Origin of the sequence: Nocardia stercoris (assembly GCF_003696265.1) — a bacterium.
GTDB lineage: Bacteria > Actinomycetota > Actinomycetes > Mycobacteriales > Mycobacteriaceae > Nocardia > Nocardia stercoris.
Genome location: NZ_RFFH01000019.1, coordinates 18,927 through 40,144, shown reverse-complemented (window position 1 = coordinate 40,144; position 21,218 = coordinate 18,927). Strand labels below are relative to the sequence as shown.

The following is a 21,218-nucleotide window of genomic DNA, read 5'->3' as shown; positions in this document are numbered from 1 at the left end:
GTAGGTTTCGGTTAGGAGGGGGGACCGTCATGGCGAGCACCAGCCCGTTTGCGTCGTTCCACGGGGATGCGCAGTCCGGGGCACTCAAGGTGACGATGGATCCGCAAGGTTTCGTCGACATCGACAAGGCATGTGAAGAACTCAGCTCACAGTTAGTCGGTGCACAGATCGACGCTCGATCGATCGCAGAGAAGTCGACGTGGGGTTTGGGCGAGAACGATGCGAGACTGACATCCGCAAACGAACTCGTCAATATGTTCATAAAGAAGGGTTCCGGTGGTCACAACAATGCGGAATCCACCTTGAAAGAATACGTCACAGTCGTCAAGGATATGCAGTTGATGTTCAAGGAGATCAGAGATCGATTCGCTGCAGTCGACGACAACTTCGCCGCCGAATTGAAGAGGATTCAAGCCAAATGAGCATACGGCGTCCGGCATACATGATCCCGGCAGTAGTGGCGGTAATCGGGGCGCTGTATCTCTCCGGGTGCAGCAGCTCGAACGGAGGAACCAGCGAGTCGAACGCGATGCCGTCTCGGACTACATCCGGCAGTCAGCAGGCCGGCACATCTTCGGCGGTGCCCGCTGCACAGTTCGATCCGTGTACGGCGTTGACGACCTCGTTTCTCGCCGCGCACGCGTGGGACGCGCTGCCGCCTGCACCTCGACACGAGTCGTCCGGCGGCATGCAGTGGCAGGGTTGCCGATTTGTGGCAAAAGCCAGCTACGGCTTCGAAGTTCAGACGACCAACGGATCCCTGAAGCAAATCCGGCAGAAGTTCCCCGCTGCGGCCGATCTCACCATCGGCGGCCGGAATGCTCTTCGGTACGAGGCGCAACCGGATAATCCCGGCGGATGCACCGTCAACGTCGAGATGGCGAACGGATCTCTGTACATCCTGGTGGACGATCCCGACAGTTACGCCGGTAAAGCTCCCTGCGAGACCGCGACCGACATCGCGACCGCGGTCGTCCCGCTGATCCCGGCCGGTGCCTGATGTCACCTACCGACGGTCAGAAGATTGCCAACGCCGAGAACGCCTACGGCTTCAAGCATCAGGAGATCAAAGACTTCGCCGACGCGATGAACCCGGACTCACTTGACGACGCGTTCGGCATGTGGGAGACGTTGGGCAAGACAGTTTCCGACGCCAAAGACAAATTCCAAGCGGCTATGAAGAAGGCGATCGAGGCCAATTGGGACGGCGCCTCGGCCGACAAAGCGCGGACCAGTGTTCGCGACTTCACCGAGCGACTCGGTGATCTGTCGACGGCGATCAACAACCAGACCACACCGATCGCCGCGGCTGCCACTGCCGCAGCGAAGTTCAAAGCGGCGGTGCCGGCGGTGGTCGCGGTCGACGACTCATCGAGCGCGACCGTTGTGCAGGCGGCACACAAGGCAGAGGATTCCGCACGGGACGCCATGGCGAATCAGTACGTCAAGCCGTACGGAGCGACCGCGCCCACGCTCCCCACTCTGCCCCCACCGGTTCCGGTAGTCGCCAACGACGGCAAGGACCCCAGCTCCCCCGGCAATACCGACCAGGGCTCACCCACCTCTCCCGGCAATACCACCCAATCGCCTACCAACACCGACCAGAACGACCAGAACAACCAGGACGGCAAGAACTCGAACGACAACACCTCGAAGGACAACTCCGACAACACCAGCTCGACACCGTCGAGCACCACCACGTCGGACACTCCGTCGACCACCACCAGCGGTACTCCGTCGACGACCACGAGCGGGAACCCGTCCGATACCTCGCCTGCGAGTGTGACGCCGTCTTCGGAGACTCCGTCACCCGGGAGTCCGGGGAGCCCAGGTGGGCCGAGCAGCCCCGGTAGCCCGAACTCGCCGACACCCGGGTCTGCGGTGCCGGGCAGCTCGGTGCCGGGGAACACCGCGCAGACCGGGCAGCCGGTGGCGGTGACCAATGCGCGGAACGGGGCGACCGGCATGAGCGGGATGAGCGGGATGGCGCCACATGGCGCGAACAGCAAGGGTGAGGACGACGGGGCGCACAAGAGTGCGGACTACCTCAAGGGCGACTACACCCCCGAGCTGATCGGCGACATCCAGGCCGGGGTCGGCGTGATCCAGGCTCCGGACGAGATGGACGAGGCCTGACGGTGACCGATGTTCGTTTGTCCGCAGAGCAATTCGCTGCGGTGTGGTTCTCGACCGGCTGGGACCGGCTGCCGTTCCCGTTCCGTTTCACCAGCCGGTTCACTCTGCTCGACGAGTTCGAGAGCTTTCAGGCGGAGACCCGTAACACCTTGAACGAGCCTCGGCACGCTCCGCTGCGGCAGGCGCTTTCGGTTCTGGCACAACCGGATTGGCGGATCGAGTTGTTCGGTTCGTCGGGCGGGCCGGGGGTCGACGGTACTCAGCTGCGTACGCTCGGGTGCGGGCGGCGGGACGGTTCGCTGGTCATCGCGACGCAGGAGCCCGCCGAAGACGGTGGGCCGGTGACTATCCGGTCCTGCCGCGACCTCGCTACCGCTGTGGCGCAGACGATTCCGACCTTGTCACCCGGTACCGGGACCGAGAAGCGTTTCCTACTGGACGATCTCAACGACACTCAGCCCGACCCGTACGGTCAGCGCGCCAGCAGCGAGACCAAGGCCCGCTACGCCAGGTTCTGGCAGCAGCCGGCGCAGGGGCGGGGCACCCTCACGGTCATCATGGGGGCGCGCGGTCAGGACGAGCGTGGCATCGGCCGGTTGCGCTGGCTCGATGTCGCCGACGGGCGCTACCTGGAAGTGACGTCGAACGGAGCACTCATGATCCGTCCGGGCTCACAGCGCGAAATCGCCAAGTACCTCGGCGAAGTCGGCGAGCGGGCCCGCACGCTCGCCGATCGGGCCGCAACCTACTGACCCGAAACCGTCGGCGCACCACCATGTTCGGTGCGCTGACGGGGCTCAGTGCCCCGGCGGTGGTGGTGGTGGTGGGAGCAGCGGCGGAATGGTCGGCATCACGATCGGCGGCAGGAACGGCAGCTGGATCGTGTTGGGGCCCTGGGTTGTCGGTGCGGCTGCGGCGGGCTCCCACTCTTCGGTGGTTGCGGTGGGCGGCATGGTCGCGTTCGTCGACTCGGGGGCGGTGACGGGCGGGAGAACCGTGGTGGGGTGCGGTTGCAGCGGGGGTGGGGTCGTGGTGGCGGCGACCTTGCTGGTCGCGTCCTCCTGCAGGACGTGCTGGCCCCAGCCGAGGCCCACGGCGACGGCGATGACCACGACCAGTGCGCCGAATCCGGCTCCGGCCAAGCTCAATTCGCGGCCGCGGATCAGTGCGGGGCTGCGGTCGCCCATGGGGACCAGGATCTCGGTCGGCATCGAATCCGGCGACCATGCCATGTCGGCGGGCGGCCAGGCGGCCGCTTGGCCGGCGTCGGCGGGCGTGGGCAGCGCGCCACGGCTCGGGCGCGCCAGCATGGCGGCGCCGCGGGCGACCACCGACTCCGGCTCCGGTGGCACCAGCACCGGCATACCCAGCCAGCGGCCGAGAACCTTGGCCACCAACGGGATTCGCGCGCAACCGCCCAGTACGACCACGGCCTGCACCGGCTGTTCGGCGCGCATGATGGCGTCGCGGGCGAGCCGGGCCGAGGACTCGACCGCGAGCATGATCAGCGCTTCGAAGTTCTCCTGGGAGATCAGCACCAGGCCGTGCTCGGACGGCACCGCCACCGCAGTGGTCCCGGTGAGCTGCTCCTTTGCCTGCCGGCAGACCGCGTCGAGCGCGGCGAGCCCCGCCTGGTCGTGCGGGTGTGTGATCCGCCCGGAAGCGATCTGCTGTTCACGGATCAGGGAATCCAGGTAGTCGCCGCTGATGTCGCTGGTGCGCTCGCTGTGGAAAACCTCGCCGGTGACCACGTCGACGACGGTCACGGTCAGGCCGGAGGCACCAAGGTCGTAGAGCGCGATGGTCCGCAGGCCCGCCACGTCACCGGAGGTCTTCAGGAATTCGCAGGCCGCAATGGTTTCCGGCACCAGCTCGTAGTTGGTGAACTGGCGGCGGGCGAGCGCGGCACGCAGGCCGCGGGCCTGCTGATCGTTGCGGTAGGCGACGGCGACCGCGTCGACCATGGCGGCGGTGATCGAGTCGGCGGCCAGTTCGGCCGAAGTCGTTTGGGCCGCAACAGGAGTGGAGGTGACGTCGAATCCGATGGGACGCAGCTGATCAGCAGTGGTTCCCGGTTGCGGGCGTGCGATTCGGAGGGCGGATGCCCCCACCGATGCTCCCAGAACCGAGTTCATCTGCTGCCCATCTCGTCTCGCCCTCCGGACACGCCGCCGCCGCGAGGAGCCGCCGTGCCGTCTACACCGAAATGTTATAACTGTACATGCATCAGCCTACGCAGTGCCGAGGCCCGCGTATACCCATCCCGCGGATCGCCAAACGGCGCGATCGAGACAGTTCCGCCCATCGATGATCGACCGGCGACGGACGACCGGGTCCAGATCCTGCGGTTGCAGCGCGGCGAATTCGGCCCATTCGGTGAGTACCAGCACCACATCGGCCCGCTCGCAGGCGTCGGCCACCGAGGTGGCGTAGTTCAGGGTCGGGAAAATCTTGCGCGAATTGTCAACGGCCTTAGGGTCGTACACCGATACGACGGCACCGTGCAGCTGGATCATGCCCGCCACGTTCAGCGCCGGCGAGTCCCGCACGTCGTCGGATTCGGGCTTGAACGCGGCACCCAGCACGGCCACGTTCGCGCCCAGCAGCGAACCACCACACGCCTTGGCCGCCATGTCGACCACCTGGGTGCGGCGCCGCATGTTGATGTTGTCGACCTCACGCAGGAAACCGGTCGCGCCACCGGCACCGAGCTCGCCGGCGCGAGCCATGAACGCGCGAATGTCCTTGGGCAGACAGCCACCACCGAAACCCAGTCCGGCATTGAGGAACCGGCGGCCGATCCGCGCGTCGTAGCCGAGCGCGTCGGCCAGCACCGTCACATCAGCGCCGGTCAGCTCGCACACCTCGGACACGGCGTTGATGAACGAGATCTTGGTGGCCAGAAAAGCGTTGGCCGACACCTTCACCAGCTCCGCCGTCGCCAGATCGGTGGCCAGGAACGGGATGTCGGCGGCCAGCAGGTCGGCATAGATCTCCCGCACGACCGCCTCGACCTGCGGGGACGCCGCCCGGTCGCGGTCGGTACCCAGCACCAGGCGATCGGGGCGCAGCGTGTCCTGGACGGCGAAGCCCTCCCGCAGGAACTCCGGGTTCCACGCCACCTCGACCGGCACGCTCGCCGCGGCCCGGGCGCGCGGGCCCAGCTCGGCGGCGGTACCGACCGGAACCGTCGACTTGCCGATGATCGTCGCCGGCCGCTGCAGCAGCGGGGCCAGCGTGTCCACCACGGCGTTCACGTACTTCAGGTCGGCGGCGTACTCGCCCTTCTTCTGCGGCGTACCGACCCCGAGAAAATGCACGTCCGCGTGCTGGGCGGCCTCCTCGTAGGAGGTGGTGAAGCGCAGCCGGCCCGCGTCGATATTGCGGCGCAGCACCTCTTCCAGGCCCGGCTCGTAGAACGGCACCACGCCTTCGGACAGCTTGGCGACCTTGCCGGGGTCGACATCCACCCCGAGCACGTCATGGCCGAGCTCGGCCATGCAGGCAGCGTGGGTGGCACCGAGGTATCCGGTCCCGAAGACTGTGAGGCGCATAACGGATTGATATTCGCTGGCAGTGGCCAGGTCAAGTCTCTCGAGCGAGGCTGGAGACAACATCGGGTGTACAACTGCTGACCGCCGCGTCGCGGGCCCGCCAACCCGTGGTTATTGTCACAGGTTTGCGCTGATGAGAGCTCAGTTGCGGGTGGGTGGCAGCGGGAAGTTCAGGTACGCCCGCGACGGCGTCGGACCGCGCTGGCCCTGATACTTCGACCCCGCCTGCGAACTCCCGTACGGGTGCTCGGCCGGGCTCGACAACCGGATCAGGCACAGCTGGCCGATCTTCATCCCCGGCCAGAGCGTGATCGGCAGATTGGCCACATTCGACAGCTCCAGCGTGATGTGACCGCTGAACCCCGGATCGATGAACCCGGCGGTGGAGTGGGTGAGCAGCCCCAGCCGCCCCAGGCTCGACTTGCCCTCCAACCGACCCGCCAGATCGTCCGGCAGCGAGCACAGTTCGAGCGTCGACCCGAGCACGAACTCACCGGGATGCAGCACGAACGGCTCCCCCGCCGTCGGCTCCACCAGCGTGGTCAGCTCGTCCTGCCGCTGCGCCGGATCGATGTGGGTGTACCGAGTGTTGTTGAACACCCGGAACATTCGATCCAGCCGGACATCGATGCTGGACGGCTGGACCAGCGCCGGGTCGAACGGATCCAACCCGAGCCGCCCACTGGCGAGCTCGGAACGAATGTCGCGATCGGAAAGCAGCACCCCCGGAGCCTAGCGCCCACCCCATCGATCCCCACGCCCACCAGGGAACTTGCCCCGACAGCCCCCGCTTCTGCTAGCATCGCACGAGCGTCTCACGACGCAACGCCGGTGTAGTTTAGTGGTAGAACATCAGCTTCCCAAGCTGAGAGTGCGAGTTCGATTCTCGTCACCGGCTCTCGATCTTCCTTCCGCCGGTCCATGCAGGCCAGCGGGGCTGTTGACCCAGTCGCCATCTCCGTAAGACCCCGCCGTTCTCCGCGCCAAGCCGTTGTAGCGGTCTCCCGGTCCCGCGCCACTTTGGCATGGCCGACGACACCGCGAAGGTCTCAATCCAGATATCGGCGGCTTCGGTTCTCGGTCACGGGAATTCCAGGTTCTTCACCGCTTGTGCGCAGCGAGAATTGCCGAATAACCGGCTTTGCCGTGCGGCGTCTGAACATGATCTTCGGCCGGAGCCGAGTCCGAAATCACCGGTTGACATTGCACCAGACAGGTGTCTAGCGTGGTGTCCAGACCCCTCGTTCGGAGGGGTGGACCGTCAAGCCGGAAAGGCCAGATCGTGTCGAAAGTGCCTACCCGCGAAGCCCGTTTGGCGCATGCCGCGCACCATGCCGAGTTGTGGAACGCCGGCCGTAAGGACGAATGGGTGGCCTCATGGCGCACCATGATCCCGGGCGGAGTGCGCATGTTCGACCCGGTCGGCACCGAGGAGAAGACCGGTTTCGACACCGTCACCACCCACGCGTGGGATCTATTCCAGAGCCTGCTGCGGATCACCATGCTGACCGTGCAGGTCAACGGCGACGAGATGGCCTGGGTCTGCGAGAACCGATTCGGCACCGGCGACGACGTGATCATGGTCCACAGCATCGAGACCTTCGCCTGGGACGCCGACGGCAACCTGCTGATCAAGACCTACTACCCGATGCCCGAGCACATCGGCGCCGACGCCGATCCGTACACGCACATCCTGAAGTCTTGACGTTGCAGCTTCATTGGTGGCTCGAAGGGAAGTTGTTCGCGGCCTACCCGGAGCTGATCCGCGGCTAGTTGCCGATATAAGTGGAATCCCCGCCGGCGTAGCCGCGGCCGTCGCGCAGCTGGGTCGGATTCCGAACCTCACGGACCCGCACAACAACCAACGGCACCACCAAGAGACCGAGAAAAGCGGCCAAGCCAAAGACGTTTGCTATCACAGTGGTCTCCCTGTCGGGTCCGGGGAAATCGACCGTACAGAGCTCAGCCGTCGCTGTCACTGCGGATGTCGCGAGCGGCACAGAGACCGCGCGGCCTCGAGCCATCGGCAATTCGGCCGCTATTCGATCCGAACAACTTGTCCCGCAACGGGTTCGGTCGGCGGCATTGTCCGGCACCCGATGCCCACCCGGGACGCGTACCGCACACAATCTCTGTGAGTAAGACACGACGTTTACCAATCAGGTGTCCAGCTCCTACCGTCGACGCACTCGCGTCATCTCGGGCGCGGGTCGGCTGTCGGCGGGGCGGTCAGTCGTTGCTCGACGAGGAGTTTTCGTGAAAAAGATCATCAGCGGTGCCGGGCTCGGTGTCATGGGGCTCGCGGCGGCAGCTATCGCCGCGGCACCGATGGCGGCGGCCGACACCACCAATAGCGGCCTGACCGTCACCGGCACCCAGTGGGTGGTCGGCCAGTCGTACACGCTGCTGGCCAACGCCGGCGTGGGTGGGCTCACGGCCCACTTCTACGACAACGGGGTCGAGATCGGTTCGGTCGGAACCTCTCTCGGCCAGGGCAGCCCCGGCAATGTTCCTGTCACGTGGGCGTGGAAGCCGACCACCACCGGCGCGCACACCATCACCGAGAAGACCATGGACCCGATCCTCGGCAACGTGATCGGCACCGAGGGCCCGGTGACCATCACGGTCATCTCGCAGTGGGACTCCGTCGTCGGCGGCATCCCCGGCATCGGGCCTGTCCTGGGCAGCCTGAGCTGATCCCCCGGCCCGGGTCCGCCACGGTGGCGCGCCCGGGCCATCCGAGCACATGCCGACCTCGTGAGCTGGTTGTTTCGGACGATCCACCGACGGCGAGACCAGCAAGCTGTACAAGTGACCATCTCTGTGAGTAAGACGCATCGTTTACTTACCGCTCAGTCAGATCCTAGGGTCGAGCGCACTCGCGCCGTCTCGGGTGCGGGTCGGCTGCCTGCGGGGCGGTCAGCCGCTGCTCGACGAGGAGTTTCAATGAACAAGATCATCAGCGGAACGGGAATCGGCGTCATGGGACTCGCGGCCGCGGCGATCGCGGCGGCGCCGATGGCCGCGGCCGACGTCACCAACGCGAATCTGACCGTCGCGGGTAGCCAGTTCGTCGTGAACAAGTCCTACTCGATCACCGCCAACGCCCAGATCCCCGGCGTGGTCACCCACTTCTACGACAACGGCGTCGAGATCGGCTCGGTCCCGACCCTGCTCTCCCAGGGCTCCCTCGGCAACGTCCCGGTCACCATCTCGTGGACGCCGACCACCACCGGCTCGCACGTCATCACCGAGAAGAACCTCGATGCCATCCTCGGCACCACGCTGAGCAGCGACGGCCCGGTCAACGTCAACGTCATCTCGCAGTGGGACGCCACGGTCGGCGGCATCCCGGTCATCGGCCCCGCGCTCGGCAGCCTGAGCTGACGAACCGGCCGCCTGGTGGCGGAACCCGAACCCGCAGTGCGGATTTCGAGTCCGCCCCCGGTGGCACGCGATGTCCTCACCCACGTCCGGCGGTCCCTGTGAGTAGGACAAACCGTTTACTAGACAACCGTCCAGGTTCTAGGGTCGAGGCCGCTCGCGCCGTCCCGGGCGCGTGCCGACTACCCACCGGTGGTCAGTTTGCGCTCGACGAGGAGATGTTATGAACAAGATCATCAGTGGCGCCGGGATCGGCGTCGTCGGGGTCGCCGCGGCGGCGATCGCACTGGCGCCGACGGCTTCCGCGGACACCACCAACAGCGGCCTGACCGTCTCCGGCTTCTCGTACGTGGTCGGCGGCACCTACACGCTCACCGCCAACGCGGGCCTCGGCGGCCTCACCGCCGTCTTCTACGACAACGGCACCGAGATCGGCCGCACCGGATCGGCCCTCGGCCAGGGCACCGCGGGCAACGTCCCGGTCACCCTCCCCTGGAGCCCGACCACCGCCGGCACGCACACCATCACCGAGAAGACCGTCGACCCGTTCTTCGGCAACGTGGTGGGCGAAGAGGGCCCGGTGACCGTCAACGTCTCCGCGACCGGCTCCGGCTCCGCCGCGGCCGGCCTCCCCGACATCGGCGGCCTGTTCGGTGGCCTGAGCAGCGCCACGGGCAGCGGCCAGCACTGACCGACCGGCCACCGGAGTGGCGGAATCCGAAGCCGCGGTGCGGATTCCGATTCCGTCGCCGGTGGATTCAGCGATAGGCGCGGAACGTTTCGCGCAGATCCGCGACCACGAGGTCCGGGACCTCCATCGCCGCGAAGTGACCACCGCGCTCGTATTCGGTCCAGCGCACGATGGTGTGATTCCGCTCGGCCATCCGGCGCACCGGCACGCCCAGATCGGCCGGCATGACCGCCACCGCGACCGGCACGTCCGTCTCGGGTTCCGGCGCGCCCCAGGTGGCGGCACCCTCGTAGTAGTAGCGGGCCGACGAGCCCGCGGTTCCGTTGAGCCAGTAGATCATCACGTTGGTCAACATGGCGTCCCGGCCGACCGCGTCCTCGGGGACCTCCTTCGAATCGGTCCAATCCTTGAATCGTTCGACGATCCAAGCCAATTGGCCCACCGGCGAATCGGCGAGCGCGTAGGACAGCGTCTGCGGCCGGCTTGCCTGCAGCAGCGCGTACGCGCCCAGTTCGTACTGCGCGCGGGCAGCCTTCTCCAGCGCCCGCCGCTCGACCGGATCGTCGAGATCGGCAGTCTCCGGAGTGACCGTCGCGGACGCGATCATCGTCAGATGTACGGCGGCAAGGTGTTCGGCGTCGATGACGGCCAGCTGGCGGGAGATCGCGGCACCGGTGTCCTCGCCGTGCGCGACATAGTGGTCGTAGCCGAGCCGGTGCATCAATTCCTTCCAGGCCCGCGCGGCGCGATCGGTCGACCAGCCGACCGCCGGACCGGACAGCCCGAACCCCGGAATGGTCGGCACGACCACATGGAACGCGTCCGCCGCCGAACCACCGTGGGCCACCGGATCGGTCAGCGGCCCGATGACGTCGAGGAACTCCACGATCGACCCCGGCCAGCCGTGCGTCAGCACCAGCGGCAGCGCGTCCGGTTCGGGCGAGCGGACGTGAACGAAATGCACGCTGTGGCGGTCGATTTCGGTGCGGAACTGCGGAAAGGTGTTGAGCCGCGCCTCCTGCGCCCGCCAGTCGTAGGTCGCACGCCAGTAGGCAGCCAGTTCCCGCGTGTAGTCGAGCGGGATGCCCTGCCGCCACCCCGCGCCGGGATCGGCGTCGGTCCAGCGCGTCGCGTCCAGGCGCCGATTCAGGTCGTCGAGCTGCCCTTGGTCTACGTCGATCCGGAAGGGAGTGATCTCTGTGCTCATGGAAAACACACTAGGAAGCAGCTAGGACGACTTCCGCCCTAGGTTGTGGGCAGAATACCGACCGTGTTGGAGACCTCCGCCCGGCTGCTCGAACTGCTCTCACTACTGCAGACCCCACGTGACTGGACCGGCGCCGACCTCGCCGAACGCCTCGGCGTCGACGTGCGGACCGTCCGCCGCGACATCGGCAAACTGCGCGACCTCGGTTACCCCGTGCACGCGGTCGCGGGCGCCGCCGGCTACCGGCTCGGCGCCGGTGCAAAACTGCCGCCGCTGCTGCTCGGCGACGACGAGGCTGTCGCGGTCGTGCTCGGGCTGCGCACCGCCGCGGGCGGAACCATCGCCGGGATCGAGGAGAGCTCGCTGCGGGCGCTCGCGAAACTGGAGCAGATCCTGCCCACCCGGCTGCGCCACCGGGTCGCGGCACTGCAGGCCGCCACCGTCAGCCTGCCCGCCGGCACCCCCGCTGTGGACGCCGACGTCCTCACCGCGATCGCCGCCGCGATCCGCGACCACGAACAACTCCGCTTCGACTACCGCACCCACGCGGGCGACGAGATCCACCGGACCGCCGAACCGCACCGGCTCGTGCACACCGGTCGGCACTGGTACCTGGTCGGCTGGGACATCGACCGAAAGGATTGGCGCACATACCGAGTCGACCGCCTGCGGCCCCGTGTCCCGAATGGGCCACGCTTCACGCCGCGCGCGGCGCCCGAGGTGGATCCGGCGCGGTTCGTCTCGAATGCGGTGAGCACCGGGGCATATCGCTATCGAGCACGCATCACACTGGAAGTACCTGCGGCCGTCGCGGCGGATCGCATCCCGCCCACCGTCGGCGTGATCGAGGCGATCGACGAAAGGCGCTGCATGCTGCACACCGGGTCGAACTCGCTGGACGAAATAGCGGTCTACACAGGACTTTTCGGCTTCGGGTTCCGGGTGCACGAACCACCGGAACTCATCGAGCACCTGCGCGCGCTGGCCGACCGGGTCACCGCAGCCGTTGCGCAGGAATGACTTTCAGGCCTCGTCCCGGTAACCGATCCGCAGCTCGGGCCACACCAGCGCGAAAGCCGGGTGCAGTGGGCGTAATTCGACCTCGCCCTCGGGAATCCAGGCGATCTCGACGCTCTCGTTGTTGGGTGTGACCGGCAAGGCTTCGACCACGTCCGCGACCACCGTCGTATACGTCCAGCCGCTCGGCGCCACCGCCGTCACCTGCTCACCGCGCACCCGGATGGCCTCGGCGGCGATCCCCGCCTCCTCCAGCGCCTCCCGGACCGCGGCCTCGGCGGCCGTCTCGTGACTGTCGCGGGCACCACCGGGCAGCGACCAGGTGCCGCCGTCGTGCGTCCACAGCGCGCGATGCTGCAGCAGGATCAGCGCGGTGCCGTCGGGCGCGGGCGCACGCAACAGCAGACCCGCGGCACCGTGCAGACCCCAGTGCTTGGTTCCGTCCGGATTCTCCACAAAGCCGTTGCCGTCACCACGCATACGTAACCCGACCCACTTTCCACCGAACCCGGCTGCCACCGAGCCTCCAGCCCGAGTGTAGGTGCCACAGCGACGCCACGGTCCACGAAGTGCACCTCACCTGCGCAGGTAGGACGGGTTCGGCTGTTACACAGCTGTGCACGATCCGAGCGCCCACAATAAGCTCATCCCCGAACGAATACGGTGGGCGAAGGGAGGTGTGGTGTTGCCGACCAGTCGACTCCAGCGACCGGGCCGCCTGCTCGTACCCCGCCTCGACGAGCTGTCACCACGTGCGGCGGCCGCCGCGGTCCGCCATCACCTGGACCGGACCGATCTGCAGAGCTTCGCCCGATCCTCGCCGGCCCGGCTGCTGGCCTTGGGCGTGGTCCTGCTGCTGCTGTGTCTGAGCGCGGGAGCCGTGACCGCGAGCACCGTCTCGAATCGGCGGCATTCGCTGCAGACCGTGCTCGGCCAGTCCGAACCCGACGCCGTCGCCGCCCAGGGCCTCTACACCTCGCTGTCGGTCGCCGACGCCGCCGCCGGCGCCGCGTTCATCGCCGGTGGTGTCGAACCGAAAGAACTGCGCGACCGCTACGACCAGGCGATCGCCCAGGCGTCGTCCGCCCTGGTCACCATGTCCGACGGCAGCGCGACGGACTCCGCGCTGCGCGCCGACCTCGCGACCGGGCTGCCCGTGTACACCGGCCTGATCGAGACAGCGCGCGCCAACAACCGGGCCGGCCGCCCGGTCGGTGCCGCCTACCTGTCCGAGGCGTCGAACATGATGCAGACCACGATGCTGCCCAAGGCACAGCAGCTGCTGGCACATCGGTCCGCCGCCATCACCGAGATCCAGCACGAGCACGTGCAGATTCCGTGGGCGGCCCTGGTCGCGGACCTGTTCGCGCTGACCGCGCTGATCGCCGCCCAGTTGTATCTGGCCCAGTACTGGCGGCGCATGTTCAACGCCGGGCTGCTGCTGGCGTCCGGCACGCTGACCGTGCTGCTGGCCTGGACGATCATCGCCGGGGTGATCTCCGCGATCCAGGTCGACTCGGCGCGCGCGCACGGCGCGACCCCGATGGCGACCCTGACCTCCAGCCGCATCCTCACCCAGCAGGCGCGGTCCGCCGAAACGCTGAAACTGGTTCGCCGCGACGCCAGCGGCGACTACGACCGCACCTTCGACACCGCCGTCGCGCAGCTCGGCGACCAGCTCGCCCACTATCCCTCCGATGCGCCGGGCGCCCGGAACGTCGCCGCCGCGAAGGGCATGCTCGCCGCCTGGCGGCAGGCCCACCAGCGCATGAACGACGCGCTCAGCCGCGGTGACTTCCCCGGTGCCAGCCAGGTCGCGGTCGGGCCGGGACCGACCGAGGCCACCGCCCAGGTCGACAGCCTGGACAAGGCCCTCGCCGACGGCATCGTGTCTACTCGCACCCAGTTGCGCGACGACGTGTCCAGCGGGTACCACGCGACCAGCCTGCTGTCGCCGGGCGGGCTGGCGGTGTCCCTACTGGCCGCCGGATTCGTCGTCCTCGGCATCTGGCCTCGACTCCGGGAATACCGATGAGGTACACCACCCGCGCCTTGGCCGCGCTCGTCCTGCTGCCGGTGCTCGCCGGCTGCGGCACGATCGAGGCGACAGCACCGCAGCCGGGCAGCTTCACGGCACCGCCGCTGCCGGCCCGAGCCGATCCGTCGCCGAGCCTGTCCGCCCTGCCCGCGACCCCGAACTGCGGCGACGTGACCGCGGGACCGCGGCCCAGCCGTGCGGGCGGACCGGCGCTGGACGCGGTGCGCGCCCGCGGGCGGCTGCTGGTCGGACTGGATCCGGGCAGCAATCTGTTCAGCTTCCGCGACCCGATCAGCGGCAGCCTCACCGGATTCGACGTCGACGTCGCTCGGGAGATCGCGCGCGACGTGTTCGGCGACCCCGACAAGATCGAATACCGGATCCTCAACTCGGGCGACCGGGAGAAGGCACTACAGAGCCACGCCGTCGACGTCGTGGTGAAGACCATGACCATGACGTGTCAGCGCCGCACCGAGGTCGCGTTCTCCACCACGTATCTGATGGCGCACCAACGGGTTCTGGCGCTGCGGAGTTCGGGGATCAACGGCATCGGTGACCTGGCCGGCAAGCGGGTGTGCGTGGTGGACGGCACCACCTCGCTCGACCTGTTGCGCCGTGTCCAGCCGGCCGCCGCCGTCCTCACCGTCCCGACCTGGGCCGACTGCCTGGTCGTGCTGCAACAGCAGCAGGCCGCCGCGATCACCACCGACGACGCGGTCCTGGCCGGCCTGGCGGTCCAGGATCCGTACACCGAGGTCGTCGGCGACAATCTGAGCAACGAACCGTACGGTGTCGGCGTCCCCAAGGACAACGACGACATGGTCCGGTTCGTCAATGCGACACTGGAACGGATCCGGTCCGACGGGACCTGGAATCGCCTGTATCAGCACTGGCTGGCGGACGCGCTGGGTCCGGCCTCGGGTCCCCCGCCACCGGACTACCAGGATTGAAGCTCGATGTCGGACACCCCCGCCCCGCTAGCCGGCGACGAGCCGACCGGAGAAGATGTTTCGACCGCGCCGATCGAGCGGACGGCCGGAACGTCGGGTGCGCTGGTCGGCGGGATCGAATTTCCGGCGTCGGCGGACGACTGCCTGCCACCGGTGAGTGCGGCTGCGTCGCCCGAGCCGGATACGGACTTTCTGCCGTCTACTGCGGGAACGACTCGGGAGCAGACGACTTCGGGGATGCGGGAAGCGACAGGCTCCGGGAGCGCGGCTCCCGAGAGCAGCGGACCGACCGAACGCCATGCTACGCAGGCATTCTGGCGCGGAAGGCCCGGCAGTGCCGAAACGTCTGCGGCAAAAGGAGATTCGGCACGGCAGGAAAGCCTGCGGGCCGACGACCTTCCCGGCACCCAGTGGGTGCTGCCGACGTGGGCAGATTCCCGAGCGAGCGCCGGCACGGCCGGTAGCGAATTCCCGCCCACGCAGGCGGCATCGGATGCGGGCATGCACCCCACGGAATTCACTGCCACGCAGGCGGTTCCGGGGACAGCGGCAATCTCTCGCGCCGAGCTGTCAGCGGAGACCACCGATGCGGTGCACCGGCCCGGTGCCGAAGGCTCGGCTCCCGCGTCGTCCTCGGCTCCGTCCGGTCGCAGCAGCCGGGCCACGCGCAGCGCCCGGACCCGGCCCACCAGTCGGCTGGGCGCCGGTCTGGTGCCGATTCCGGCTGTGCCGCAGTCCGATCCGCGCGATGCGGTACTCACCGATCCGGTGGTCGAGGAGTCGCGCCGATATTGCTGGCGGTGCTCGAAGCCGGTCGGGCGCGGTACCGAGAGCACTGTGGGCACCACGGTGGGCGTGTGTGCGAGCTGCGGCGCGCCGTACGATTTCCGGCCGTCGTTGCGGCCCGGGGAGCTGGTCTCGGGGCAGTACGAGATCCAGGGGTGTATCGCGCACGGTGGGCTGGGCTGGATCTATCTGGCGATCGACCGTAATGTGAGCGACCGGTGGGTGGTGCTCAAGGGGCTGCTGCACTCCGGTGACGCGGAGGCGCAGGCGGTCGCGGTCGCCGAGCGGCAATACCTTGCGGCGCTGGCACATCCGAGCATCGTGAAGATCCACAACTTCGTGGAGCATCCGAATCCCGACGGCACCCCCGTCGGCTACATCGTGATGGAGTACGTGGGCGGACGCTCGCTGCGCACCCTGCTCGACGAACATCCGCGCCCGGAACGGATGCCGCTGCCCGAGGCGATCGCCTACGTCCTGGAGATCCTGCCCGCCCTCGAATACCTGCACGGCCAGGACCTGGCCTACAACGACCTCAAACCCGACAACATCATGGCCACCGAGGACCGCGTCGAACTCATCGACCTGGGCGCGGTGGCCGGATTCGACTCGTACGGGAACCTGTACGGCACCAAGGGTTTCCAGGCTCCCGAGATCGGGCGGACCGGCCCCACCGCGGCCACCGACCTCTACACCGTCGGCCGCACGCTGGCCGTGCTCACCCTGAGCAAGGTGCTCGACTCCGGCCGCTACCTCGACAGCCTGCCGCCGGCCGACGCCGAACCGGTACTCGCCGCACACGAGTTCTATCACCGGTTCCTGCTGCGGGCCACCGATCCCGATCCGGCGCAACGCTTTCCGTCCGCACGGGTGATGACGACCCAGCTCGGGGGTGTGCTGCGCGAGATCCTGGCGACCACCACCGGCACCGAACATCCCCAGCTGTCCACGGTTTTCAGCCCCACCCGCACCAGTTTCGGCACGGCCGAACTGATCGCGCAGACCGACGTGTACGCCGACGGGATCGAGCGGGGCACCGAGCTGGCGGCCCGCGACGTGGCCGCCGCGCTGCCGGTCCCGCTGATCGATCCGGCGAATCCCGCCGCGGCCCTGCTGGCCGGCACCGTCCATCCGGAACCGCAGCACGCCCTGGACGCGGTCCGCACCGCCCGGCAGCGGGCGGCGACCGACGGGATCACCTCGCCGCAGGATCCCGATGCCGACACCGCCGCGCTCGCCGAATCGTTCGAGATCGAGTGCACGCTGGCCGAAGCCCGCATCCAGCTCGATCTGGGCAATCCGTCGGTCGCGCGAAACTTGTTGCAACGCATCAATTCCGACGACTGGCGCGGCAACTGGTACCACGGCCTCGCGGATCTGCTCGAAGAACGCTACGAGCACGCCTTCACCCGTTTCGACACGGTGCTGTTCGCGTTGCCCGGCGAGATCGCCCCGAAGCTCGCCCTCGCCGCCACCGCGGAACTGGTACTGCAGCAGTGGGATTCACCGGACATCGAACAGTGGCGCGGGTACGCCGAACGGTTCTACGCCACGGTCTGGCGCACCGATCGCGGTGTGGTCAGCGCCGCCTTCGGCCTGGCCCGCCAGCTCGCCGCGGCCGGCCGGGTCGACGAAGCCGTCCGCGCCTTGGACGAGGTCCCCGCCGCCTCCCGGCACTTCACCGACGCCCGCATGACCGCGGTATTGCTGCTGCTCACCGCCGCGCCGGTCGCGCAACTCCCGGAATCGGCCCTGCACGTAGCCGCCGCCCGCGTCCAATCCCTGCCGCCCGGCGAGCACCGCGTCGCCCAGATCCGGGTCCTGGTCTTGGGTTCCGCCCTCGCCTGGCTGCAGGCGGGCAATGCTCCGAAGACCCCGGGTGCCACCCTGCTGGGCGCGCCGTTCACCGAACGCGCCCTGCGGCTGGGTGCCGAGTCCGGCCTGCGCGGTCTCGCCCGCTCGGCGCCGGGCCGCACCCACCGCTATGCCCTGGTTGACCTGGCCAATTCGATGCGGGCCAAGAGCTGGTTCTGACCGCGCCGGTGCACCGGCCGGCCGCCGTTGTCAGCCCGGTCGGACCAGATCCGCCGCGGCCCTGGCGATCGCCAGCTCTTCGTTCGTCGGGACCACCAGCACGGCAATCTCACTGTCGGACTTCGAGATTCGATGAGCTGACCGGTTCCGGACGTCGTTGAGTTGCGGGTCGATCGCGATGCCGAAACGCTCCAGCCCGGCGAGCGCGTCGAATCGAACCTGCGAACTGTTCTCCCCCACACCGCCGGTGAAGGTGATCACGTCCACCCGGCCCAGCTCGATCAGGTAGGCGCCGATGTAGTGGCGCAGCCGGTGGATGTAGACGTCGTAGGCCAGCCGGGCCGCCGCGTCGCCGGATTCCATGTGCGCGTGGAGTTCTCGGAAGTCGTTGATCCCGGACAGGCCCTTGAGACCCGATTCCCGGTTCAGCAGGACGTCGATCTCGGCGACGTCGAGACCGTTCCGTTCCAGGTGCAGGATGATCCCGGGGTCGAGGTCGCCGGAGCGGGTGCCCATGACCAAGCCTTCCAGCGGGGTCATGCCCATGGTGGTGTCGACGGCGCGGCCGGCGCGAATCGCGCTGCCCGAGGCGCCGTTTCCCAGGTGCAGCACGATCTGGTTCACGTCCTCGGGCCTGCGGCCGAGGAATGCGGCGGCCTGCCCGGACACGTATTCGTGTGAGGTGCCGTGGAATCCGTACCGGCGGATACCGAATTTCGCGGCGATACCGGCGTCGACGGCGTACGTCTTGGCCGCGGCGGGCAGTCCGTGGAAGAAGGCGGTGTCGAACACCGCCACCTGCGGCACCCCGGGCAGCAGCCGCATCGCGCACTCGATGCCGATCACGTTCGCCGGATTGTGGAGCGGGGCAAGGGAAGACAGGTCACGAATGGTCGCCAGTACCTCGTCGGTGATCAGCGTCGGCCGGTAGAAGACCTCGCCGCCGTGCACCACCCGATGCCCGGCGGCGGCCAGCCCGGCCGTGGCGAGATCCTGCCCGTCCGCGGCGAACAGGCCGAACACGAGTTTCAGGCCGGCCGCGTGGTCGGGAATCGGCCCGGTGTGCACGATTTCGCCGCCGCGACCATGGTGTTCGATGGTCGGTTCCCCGGGGCCGACGTCCTCGCCGATCCGCGACACCAGTCCCGAAGCCGACACCGTGCCCGAATCCGGTTCCAGGAGCTGGTATTTGATCGAGGAGGATCCGGAGTTGAGGACCAGGACCAGCATGGGGTCTCCCGTCGTGGCGGTCACGCGTCGGCCCCGTCCGGGCTCACCTGGGGCGATTGCGCCTGGATGGCGGTGATCGCCACCGTATTCACGATGTCGGCCACCAGCGCACCCCGCGACAGGTCGTTGACCGGCTTGTTGAGCCCCTGCAGCACCGGCCCGATCGCGACCGCGCCCGCGCTGCGCTGCACCGCCTTGTAGGTGTTGTTGCCGGTGTTCAGATCCGGGAACACGAACACCGTCGCCCGCCCGGCCACATCGGAATTGGGCAGCTTGGTGCTGGCCACGGTCGGCTCGATCGCGGCGTCGTACTGGATCGGGCCCTCCACCAACAGTTCCGGTGCCCGCTGGTGGACCAGGACCGTGGCGGCCCGCACCTTGTCCACGTCGGCGCCGCTGCCGGAGTCGCCGGTCGAGTAGGACAGCATGGCCACGCGCGGGTCGATCCCGAACCGGGCCGCGGTCTGCGCGGAGGAGATGGCGATGTCGGCGAGCTGCTCGGTGGTCGGGTCGGGCACGACCGCGCAGTCACCGTAGGCGAGTACCCGGTCGGCCAGGCACATCAGGAACACGCTCGACACCGTGGAGACTCCCGGCTGGGTCTTGATGATCTCGAAGGCGGGCCGGATGGTGTGCGCGGTGGTGTGGGTGGCGCCGGAGACCATGCCGTCGGCGAGCCCGCGATACACCATCATCGTGCCGAAGTAGGAGATATCGGCCATGACCTCACGCGCCCGCTCCAGGGTCATGCCCTTGTGCTTGCGCAGCGCCGCGTACTCTGCGGCGAATTCGGCTCGCAGCGGCGAGGTTTCGGGATTCAGCACGGTCGCGTCCGTGATGTCGACACCGAGTTCGGCGGCGCGGGCGCGCACCGTCTGCTCGTCACCGAGCAGGGTGAGGTCGGCGATATTGCGCTGCAGCACCCGGCCGGCGGCCCGCAGGATCCGGTCGTCGTCGCCCTCGGGCAGCACGATGTGGCGGCGCTGCTGCCGAGCCTGCTCCACCAGCTGGTATTCGAACATCTGCGGGGTGGTCACCGACGGCGGCGGCACCTCGATGATGCCGAGCAGATCCCGCGCCGGCACCCGCTGTTCCATCACCGCCAGCGCCGTGTCGACCTTCCGGATGCTCGACAACGACACGCGCCCATGGGCTTTCGCGGCCGCGCTGGCGGTGTCGAAGGTGCCCAGGGGGGTGGTGACGATCGGCAGCCGGGGCCGCAGGCCCGCGATCAGCCGCGCGATGGCCGGGTGCGGGTACAGGCCGCCGTTCATGATGATGCCCGCCAGCGACGGGAAACCCTCGGCCTCGTGCGCGTTCACCAGGGCCAGAAGCACTTCCGAGCGGTCGGCGGGCACGATCACCGCCACCGAGTCGGTGAGCCGCTCCAGGATGTGCTCGGCCGTCATGCCGCCGACCATCACGCGCAGCGCCTCGCGCTGCATGAGTTCCCTGTCGCCGGAATAGATCTCGCCGTCGATGGCCATGCACAGCTCGGCCATGGTGGGCGCGGACAGCAGCGGCACCTCCGGCAGTGTCCAGGTCGGGACGCCGGTCGCCGCCACCGCCTTCTGCACGTCGTCGAGCCGGTCCGGGTCGCAGCGGTTGACCACGATCGCGGCCGCCGAGGCGTGCTCGGCCTGCAGTTCACCGCGGCACAGTTCGGCCATCGCGTAGATATCGGCCGGTGAGCGCTCGGCGCCGCGCAGCACCAGCACGATCGTGGCGCCCAGGTTGACCGCGATGCGGCCGTTGAAACGCAGCTCGCTGGGCCCGGCGACGTCGGTGTAGTCGCTGCCGACCACTACCACCGCGTCACAGGCCTTGGCGACCCCGTGGAACTTCATGACGATCTCGCCGATCGCGGCGTCGGGGTCCGCGTGCAACTGCTCGTAGGTGACGCCGCACGCCTGCTGGTAGTCGATGTCGGCGGTGCAGTACTCGAGCATGAGTTCGAGGATGTAGTCGGGTTCGGTGGCCGACCGCATGATCGGCCGGAACACGCCGACCCGCGGGACGCTCGCCGTCAGCATCGCCAGCAGTCCCAGCGCGACGGTCGATTTGCCGGTATCCCCTTCGAGAGAGGCGACGTACACGATGGACGGCGACGGCTCGGTCATGATTCGACCTTACTGACCGGACCGTCCGGTTCGGCGCGCACGCACGCACTCGGGCTCGAGGTCACAATTCG

The 21,218-nt window shown here is 68.1% G+C and carries 19 protein-coding genes and 1 tRNA gene; 13 read left to right on the top strand and 7 right to left on the bottom strand.

All coding sequences use genetic code 11. The annotated features are described in order from the left end of the window. The first annotated feature begins 29 nt into the window (after positions 1-29). The 4 genes from EBN03_RS28955 to EBN03_RS28940 are packed head-to-tail and all read left to right on the top strand — an operon-like array spanning position 30 to position 2,888. Positions 30-422 carry a hypothetical protein gene (locus EBN03_RS28955; protein ID WP_122191330.1) on the top strand — a complete coding sequence of 131 codons (393 nt, stop codon included), beginning with the start codon at positions 30-32 and terminating at the stop codon, positions 420-422. Further along, entirely contained in the window at positions 419-1,000 is a 582-nt protein-coding gene (locus tag EBN03_RS28950) for a DUF3558 domain-containing protein (RefSeq protein WP_325052110.1), read from the top strand. Before EBN03_RS28955 ends, EBN03_RS28950 begins: the two co-directional genes overlap by 4 nt. After that, positions 1,000-2,136, top strand: coding sequence for a PPE domain-containing protein (locus tag EBN03_RS28945; protein ID WP_122191328.1), 1,137 nt, complete (start codon positions 1,000-1,002; stop codon positions 2,134-2,136). Before EBN03_RS28950 ends, EBN03_RS28945 begins: the two co-directional genes overlap by 1 nt. Positions 2,137-2,138: 2 nt before the next feature. Then, a complete protein-coding gene (locus EBN03_RS28940) occupies positions 2,139-2,888 on the top strand; it encodes an ESX secretion-associated protein EspG (protein WP_158675771.1) in 750 nt (249 codons plus the stop codon). Between the two features lie 45 nt (positions 2,889-2,933). Here EBN03_RS28940 and EBN03_RS28935 read toward each other — a convergent pair whose 3' ends face one another. The 3 genes from EBN03_RS28935 to dcd all read right to left on the bottom strand — a co-directional run bounded on the left by EBN03_RS28935 (position 2,934) and on the right by dcd (position 6,413). Further along, positions 2,934-4,247 (bottom strand): Hsp70 family protein, encoded by a 1,314-nt coding sequence (locus tag EBN03_RS28935; RefSeq protein WP_233608706.1) that lies wholly within the window; start codon positions 4,245-4,247, stop codon positions 2,934-2,936. 120 nt (positions 4,248-4,367) lie between these two features. Then, positions 4,368-5,690, bottom strand: a complete 1,323-nt coding sequence (locus EBN03_RS28930; RefSeq protein WP_122191325.1) for a UDP-glucose dehydrogenase family protein — start codon at positions 5,688-5,690, stop codon at positions 4,368-4,370. 141 nt (positions 5,691-5,831) lie between these two features. Further along, on the bottom strand, positions 5,832-6,413 hold the full coding sequence (gene dcd / locus EBN03_RS28925) for a dCTP deaminase (protein ID WP_122191324.1): 582 nt from the start codon (positions 6,411-6,413) through the stop codon (positions 5,832-5,834). A gap of 104 nt (positions 6,414-6,517) precedes the next feature. On the opposite strand from dcd, the gene EBN03_RS28920 reads away from it, so the two are divergent. From EBN03_RS28920 to EBN03_RS28895, 5 genes are all read left to right on the top strand, one after another. Further along, positions 6,518-6,588: transfer RNA gene (locus EBN03_RS28920), tRNA-Gly, on the top strand. A gap of 393 nt (positions 6,589-6,981) precedes the next feature. Then, a complete protein-coding gene (locus tag EBN03_RS28915) occupies positions 6,982-7,395 on the top strand; it encodes a hypothetical protein (RefSeq protein WP_147471743.1) in 414 nt (137 codons plus the stop codon). A gap of 551 nt (positions 7,396-7,946) precedes the next feature. After that, a complete protein-coding gene (locus tag EBN03_RS28905; RefSeq protein ID WP_122191321.1) occupies positions 7,947-8,387 on the top strand; it encodes a hypothetical protein in 441 nt (146 codons plus the stop codon). A gap of 249 nt (positions 8,388-8,636) precedes the next feature. Continuing rightward, on the top strand, positions 8,637-9,077 hold the full coding sequence (locus tag EBN03_RS28900) for a hypothetical protein (protein WP_122191320.1): 441 nt from the start codon (positions 8,637-8,639) through the stop codon (positions 9,075-9,077). 220 nt (positions 9,078-9,297) lie between these two features. Beyond that, positions 9,298-9,765: a hypothetical protein gene (locus EBN03_RS28895; protein ID WP_122191319.1), complete on the top strand. Its 468-nt coding sequence runs from the start codon at positions 9,298-9,300 to the stop codon at positions 9,763-9,765. A 67-nt stretch (positions 9,766-9,832) separates the two neighbouring features. Here EBN03_RS28895 and EBN03_RS28890 read toward each other — a convergent pair whose 3' ends face one another. Further along, positions 9,833-10,972, bottom strand: a complete 1,140-nt coding sequence (locus EBN03_RS28890) for an epoxide hydrolase family protein (protein WP_122191318.1) — start codon at positions 10,970-10,972, stop codon at positions 9,833-9,835. Positions 10,973-11,035: 63 nt separating this feature from the next. Between EBN03_RS28890 and EBN03_RS28885 the strand changes: the two genes are divergently transcribed. Beyond that, positions 11,036-11,992 (top strand): helix-turn-helix transcriptional regulator, encoded by a 957-nt coding sequence (locus tag EBN03_RS28885; protein ID WP_122191317.1) that lies wholly within the window; start codon positions 11,036-11,038, stop codon positions 11,990-11,992. 3 nt (positions 11,993-11,995) lie between these two features. Here EBN03_RS28885 and EBN03_RS28880 read toward each other — a convergent pair whose 3' ends face one another. Then, entirely contained in the window at positions 11,996-12,508 is a 513-nt protein-coding gene (locus EBN03_RS28880; protein ID WP_325052109.1) for an NUDIX hydrolase, read from the bottom strand. Between the two features lie 163 nt (positions 12,509-12,671). Between EBN03_RS28880 and EBN03_RS28875 the strand changes: the two genes are divergently transcribed. The 3 genes from EBN03_RS28875 to EBN03_RS28865 all read left to right on the top strand — a co-directional run bounded on the left by EBN03_RS28875 (position 12,672) and on the right by EBN03_RS28865 (position 17,797). Then, positions 12,672-14,024, top strand: a complete 1,353-nt coding sequence (locus EBN03_RS28875) for a hypothetical protein (protein ID WP_147471742.1) — start codon at positions 12,672-12,674, stop codon at positions 14,022-14,024. Beyond that, on the top strand, positions 14,021-14,977 hold the full coding sequence (locus tag EBN03_RS28870) for a glutamate ABC transporter substrate-binding protein (protein ID WP_122191314.1): 957 nt from the start codon (positions 14,021-14,023) through the stop codon (positions 14,975-14,977). Before EBN03_RS28875 ends, EBN03_RS28870 begins: the two co-directional genes overlap by 4 nt. Positions 14,978-15,478: 501 nt before the next feature. Beyond that, positions 15,479-17,797: a serine/threonine-protein kinase gene (locus EBN03_RS28865; RefSeq protein ID WP_122191313.1), complete on the top strand. Its 2,319-nt coding sequence runs from the start codon at positions 15,479-15,481 to the stop codon at positions 17,795-17,797. Positions 17,798-17,827: 30 nt separating this feature from the next. On the opposite strand, the gene EBN03_RS28860 is transcribed toward EBN03_RS28865, so the two are convergent. Further along, the gene (locus EBN03_RS28860) at positions 17,828-19,027 is read right to left on the bottom strand and encodes an acetate kinase (protein WP_122191312.1); all 1,200 of its coding nucleotides are present in this window, start codon (positions 19,025-19,027) and stop codon (positions 17,828-17,830) included. Between the two features lie 20 nt (positions 19,028-19,047). Then, positions 19,048-21,147 (bottom strand): phosphate acetyltransferase, encoded by a 2,100-nt coding sequence (gene pta / locus EBN03_RS28855; protein ID WP_122191311.1) that lies wholly within the window; start codon positions 21,145-21,147, stop codon positions 19,048-19,050. Between the last annotated feature and the right edge of the window lie 71 nt (positions 21,148-21,218).

What these genes read in the sequence shown, in the direction of transcription:
- pta (WP_122191311.1), bottom strand. Translation starts at nt 21,147, where the DNA reads ATGACCGAGCCGTCGCCGTCCATCGTGTACGTCGCCTCTCTCGAAGGG.
- EBN03_RS28955 (WP_122191330.1), top strand. Translation starts at nt 30, where the DNA reads ATGGCGAGCACCAGCCCGTTTGCGTCGTTCCACGGGGATGCGCAGTCC.
- EBN03_RS28950 (WP_325052110.1), top strand. Translation starts at nt 419, where the DNA reads ATGAGCATACGGCGTCCGGCATACATGATCCCGGCAGTAGTGGCGGTA.
- EBN03_RS28895 (WP_122191319.1), top strand. Translation starts at nt 9,298, where the DNA reads ATGAACAAGATCATCAGTGGCGCCGGGATCGGCGTCGTCGGGGTCGCC.
- EBN03_RS28870 (WP_122191314.1), top strand. Translation starts at nt 14,021, where the DNA reads ATGAGGTACACCACCCGCGCCTTGGCCGCGCTCGTCCTGCTGCCGGTG.
- EBN03_RS28890 (WP_122191318.1), bottom strand. Translation starts at nt 10,972, where the DNA reads ATGAGCACAGAGATCACTCCCTTCCGGATCGACGTAGACCAAGGGCAG.
- EBN03_RS28930 (WP_122191325.1), bottom strand. Translation starts at nt 5,690, where the DNA reads ATGCGCCTCACAGTCTTCGGGACCGGATACCTCGGTGCCACCCACGCT.
- EBN03_RS28945 (WP_122191328.1), top strand. Translation starts at nt 1,000, where the DNA reads ATGTCACCTACCGACGGTCAGAAGATTGCCAACGCCGAGAACGCCTAC.
- EBN03_RS28900 (WP_122191320.1), top strand. Translation starts at nt 8,637, where the DNA reads ATGAACAAGATCATCAGCGGAACGGGAATCGGCGTCATGGGACTCGCG.
- EBN03_RS28860 (WP_122191312.1), bottom strand. Translation starts at nt 19,027, where the DNA reads ATGCTGGTCCTGGTCCTCAACTCCGGATCCTCCTCGATCAAATACCAG.
- EBN03_RS28865 (WP_122191313.1), top strand. Translation starts at nt 15,479, where the DNA reads ATGCACCCCACGGAATTCACTGCCACGCAGGCGGTTCCGGGGACAGCG.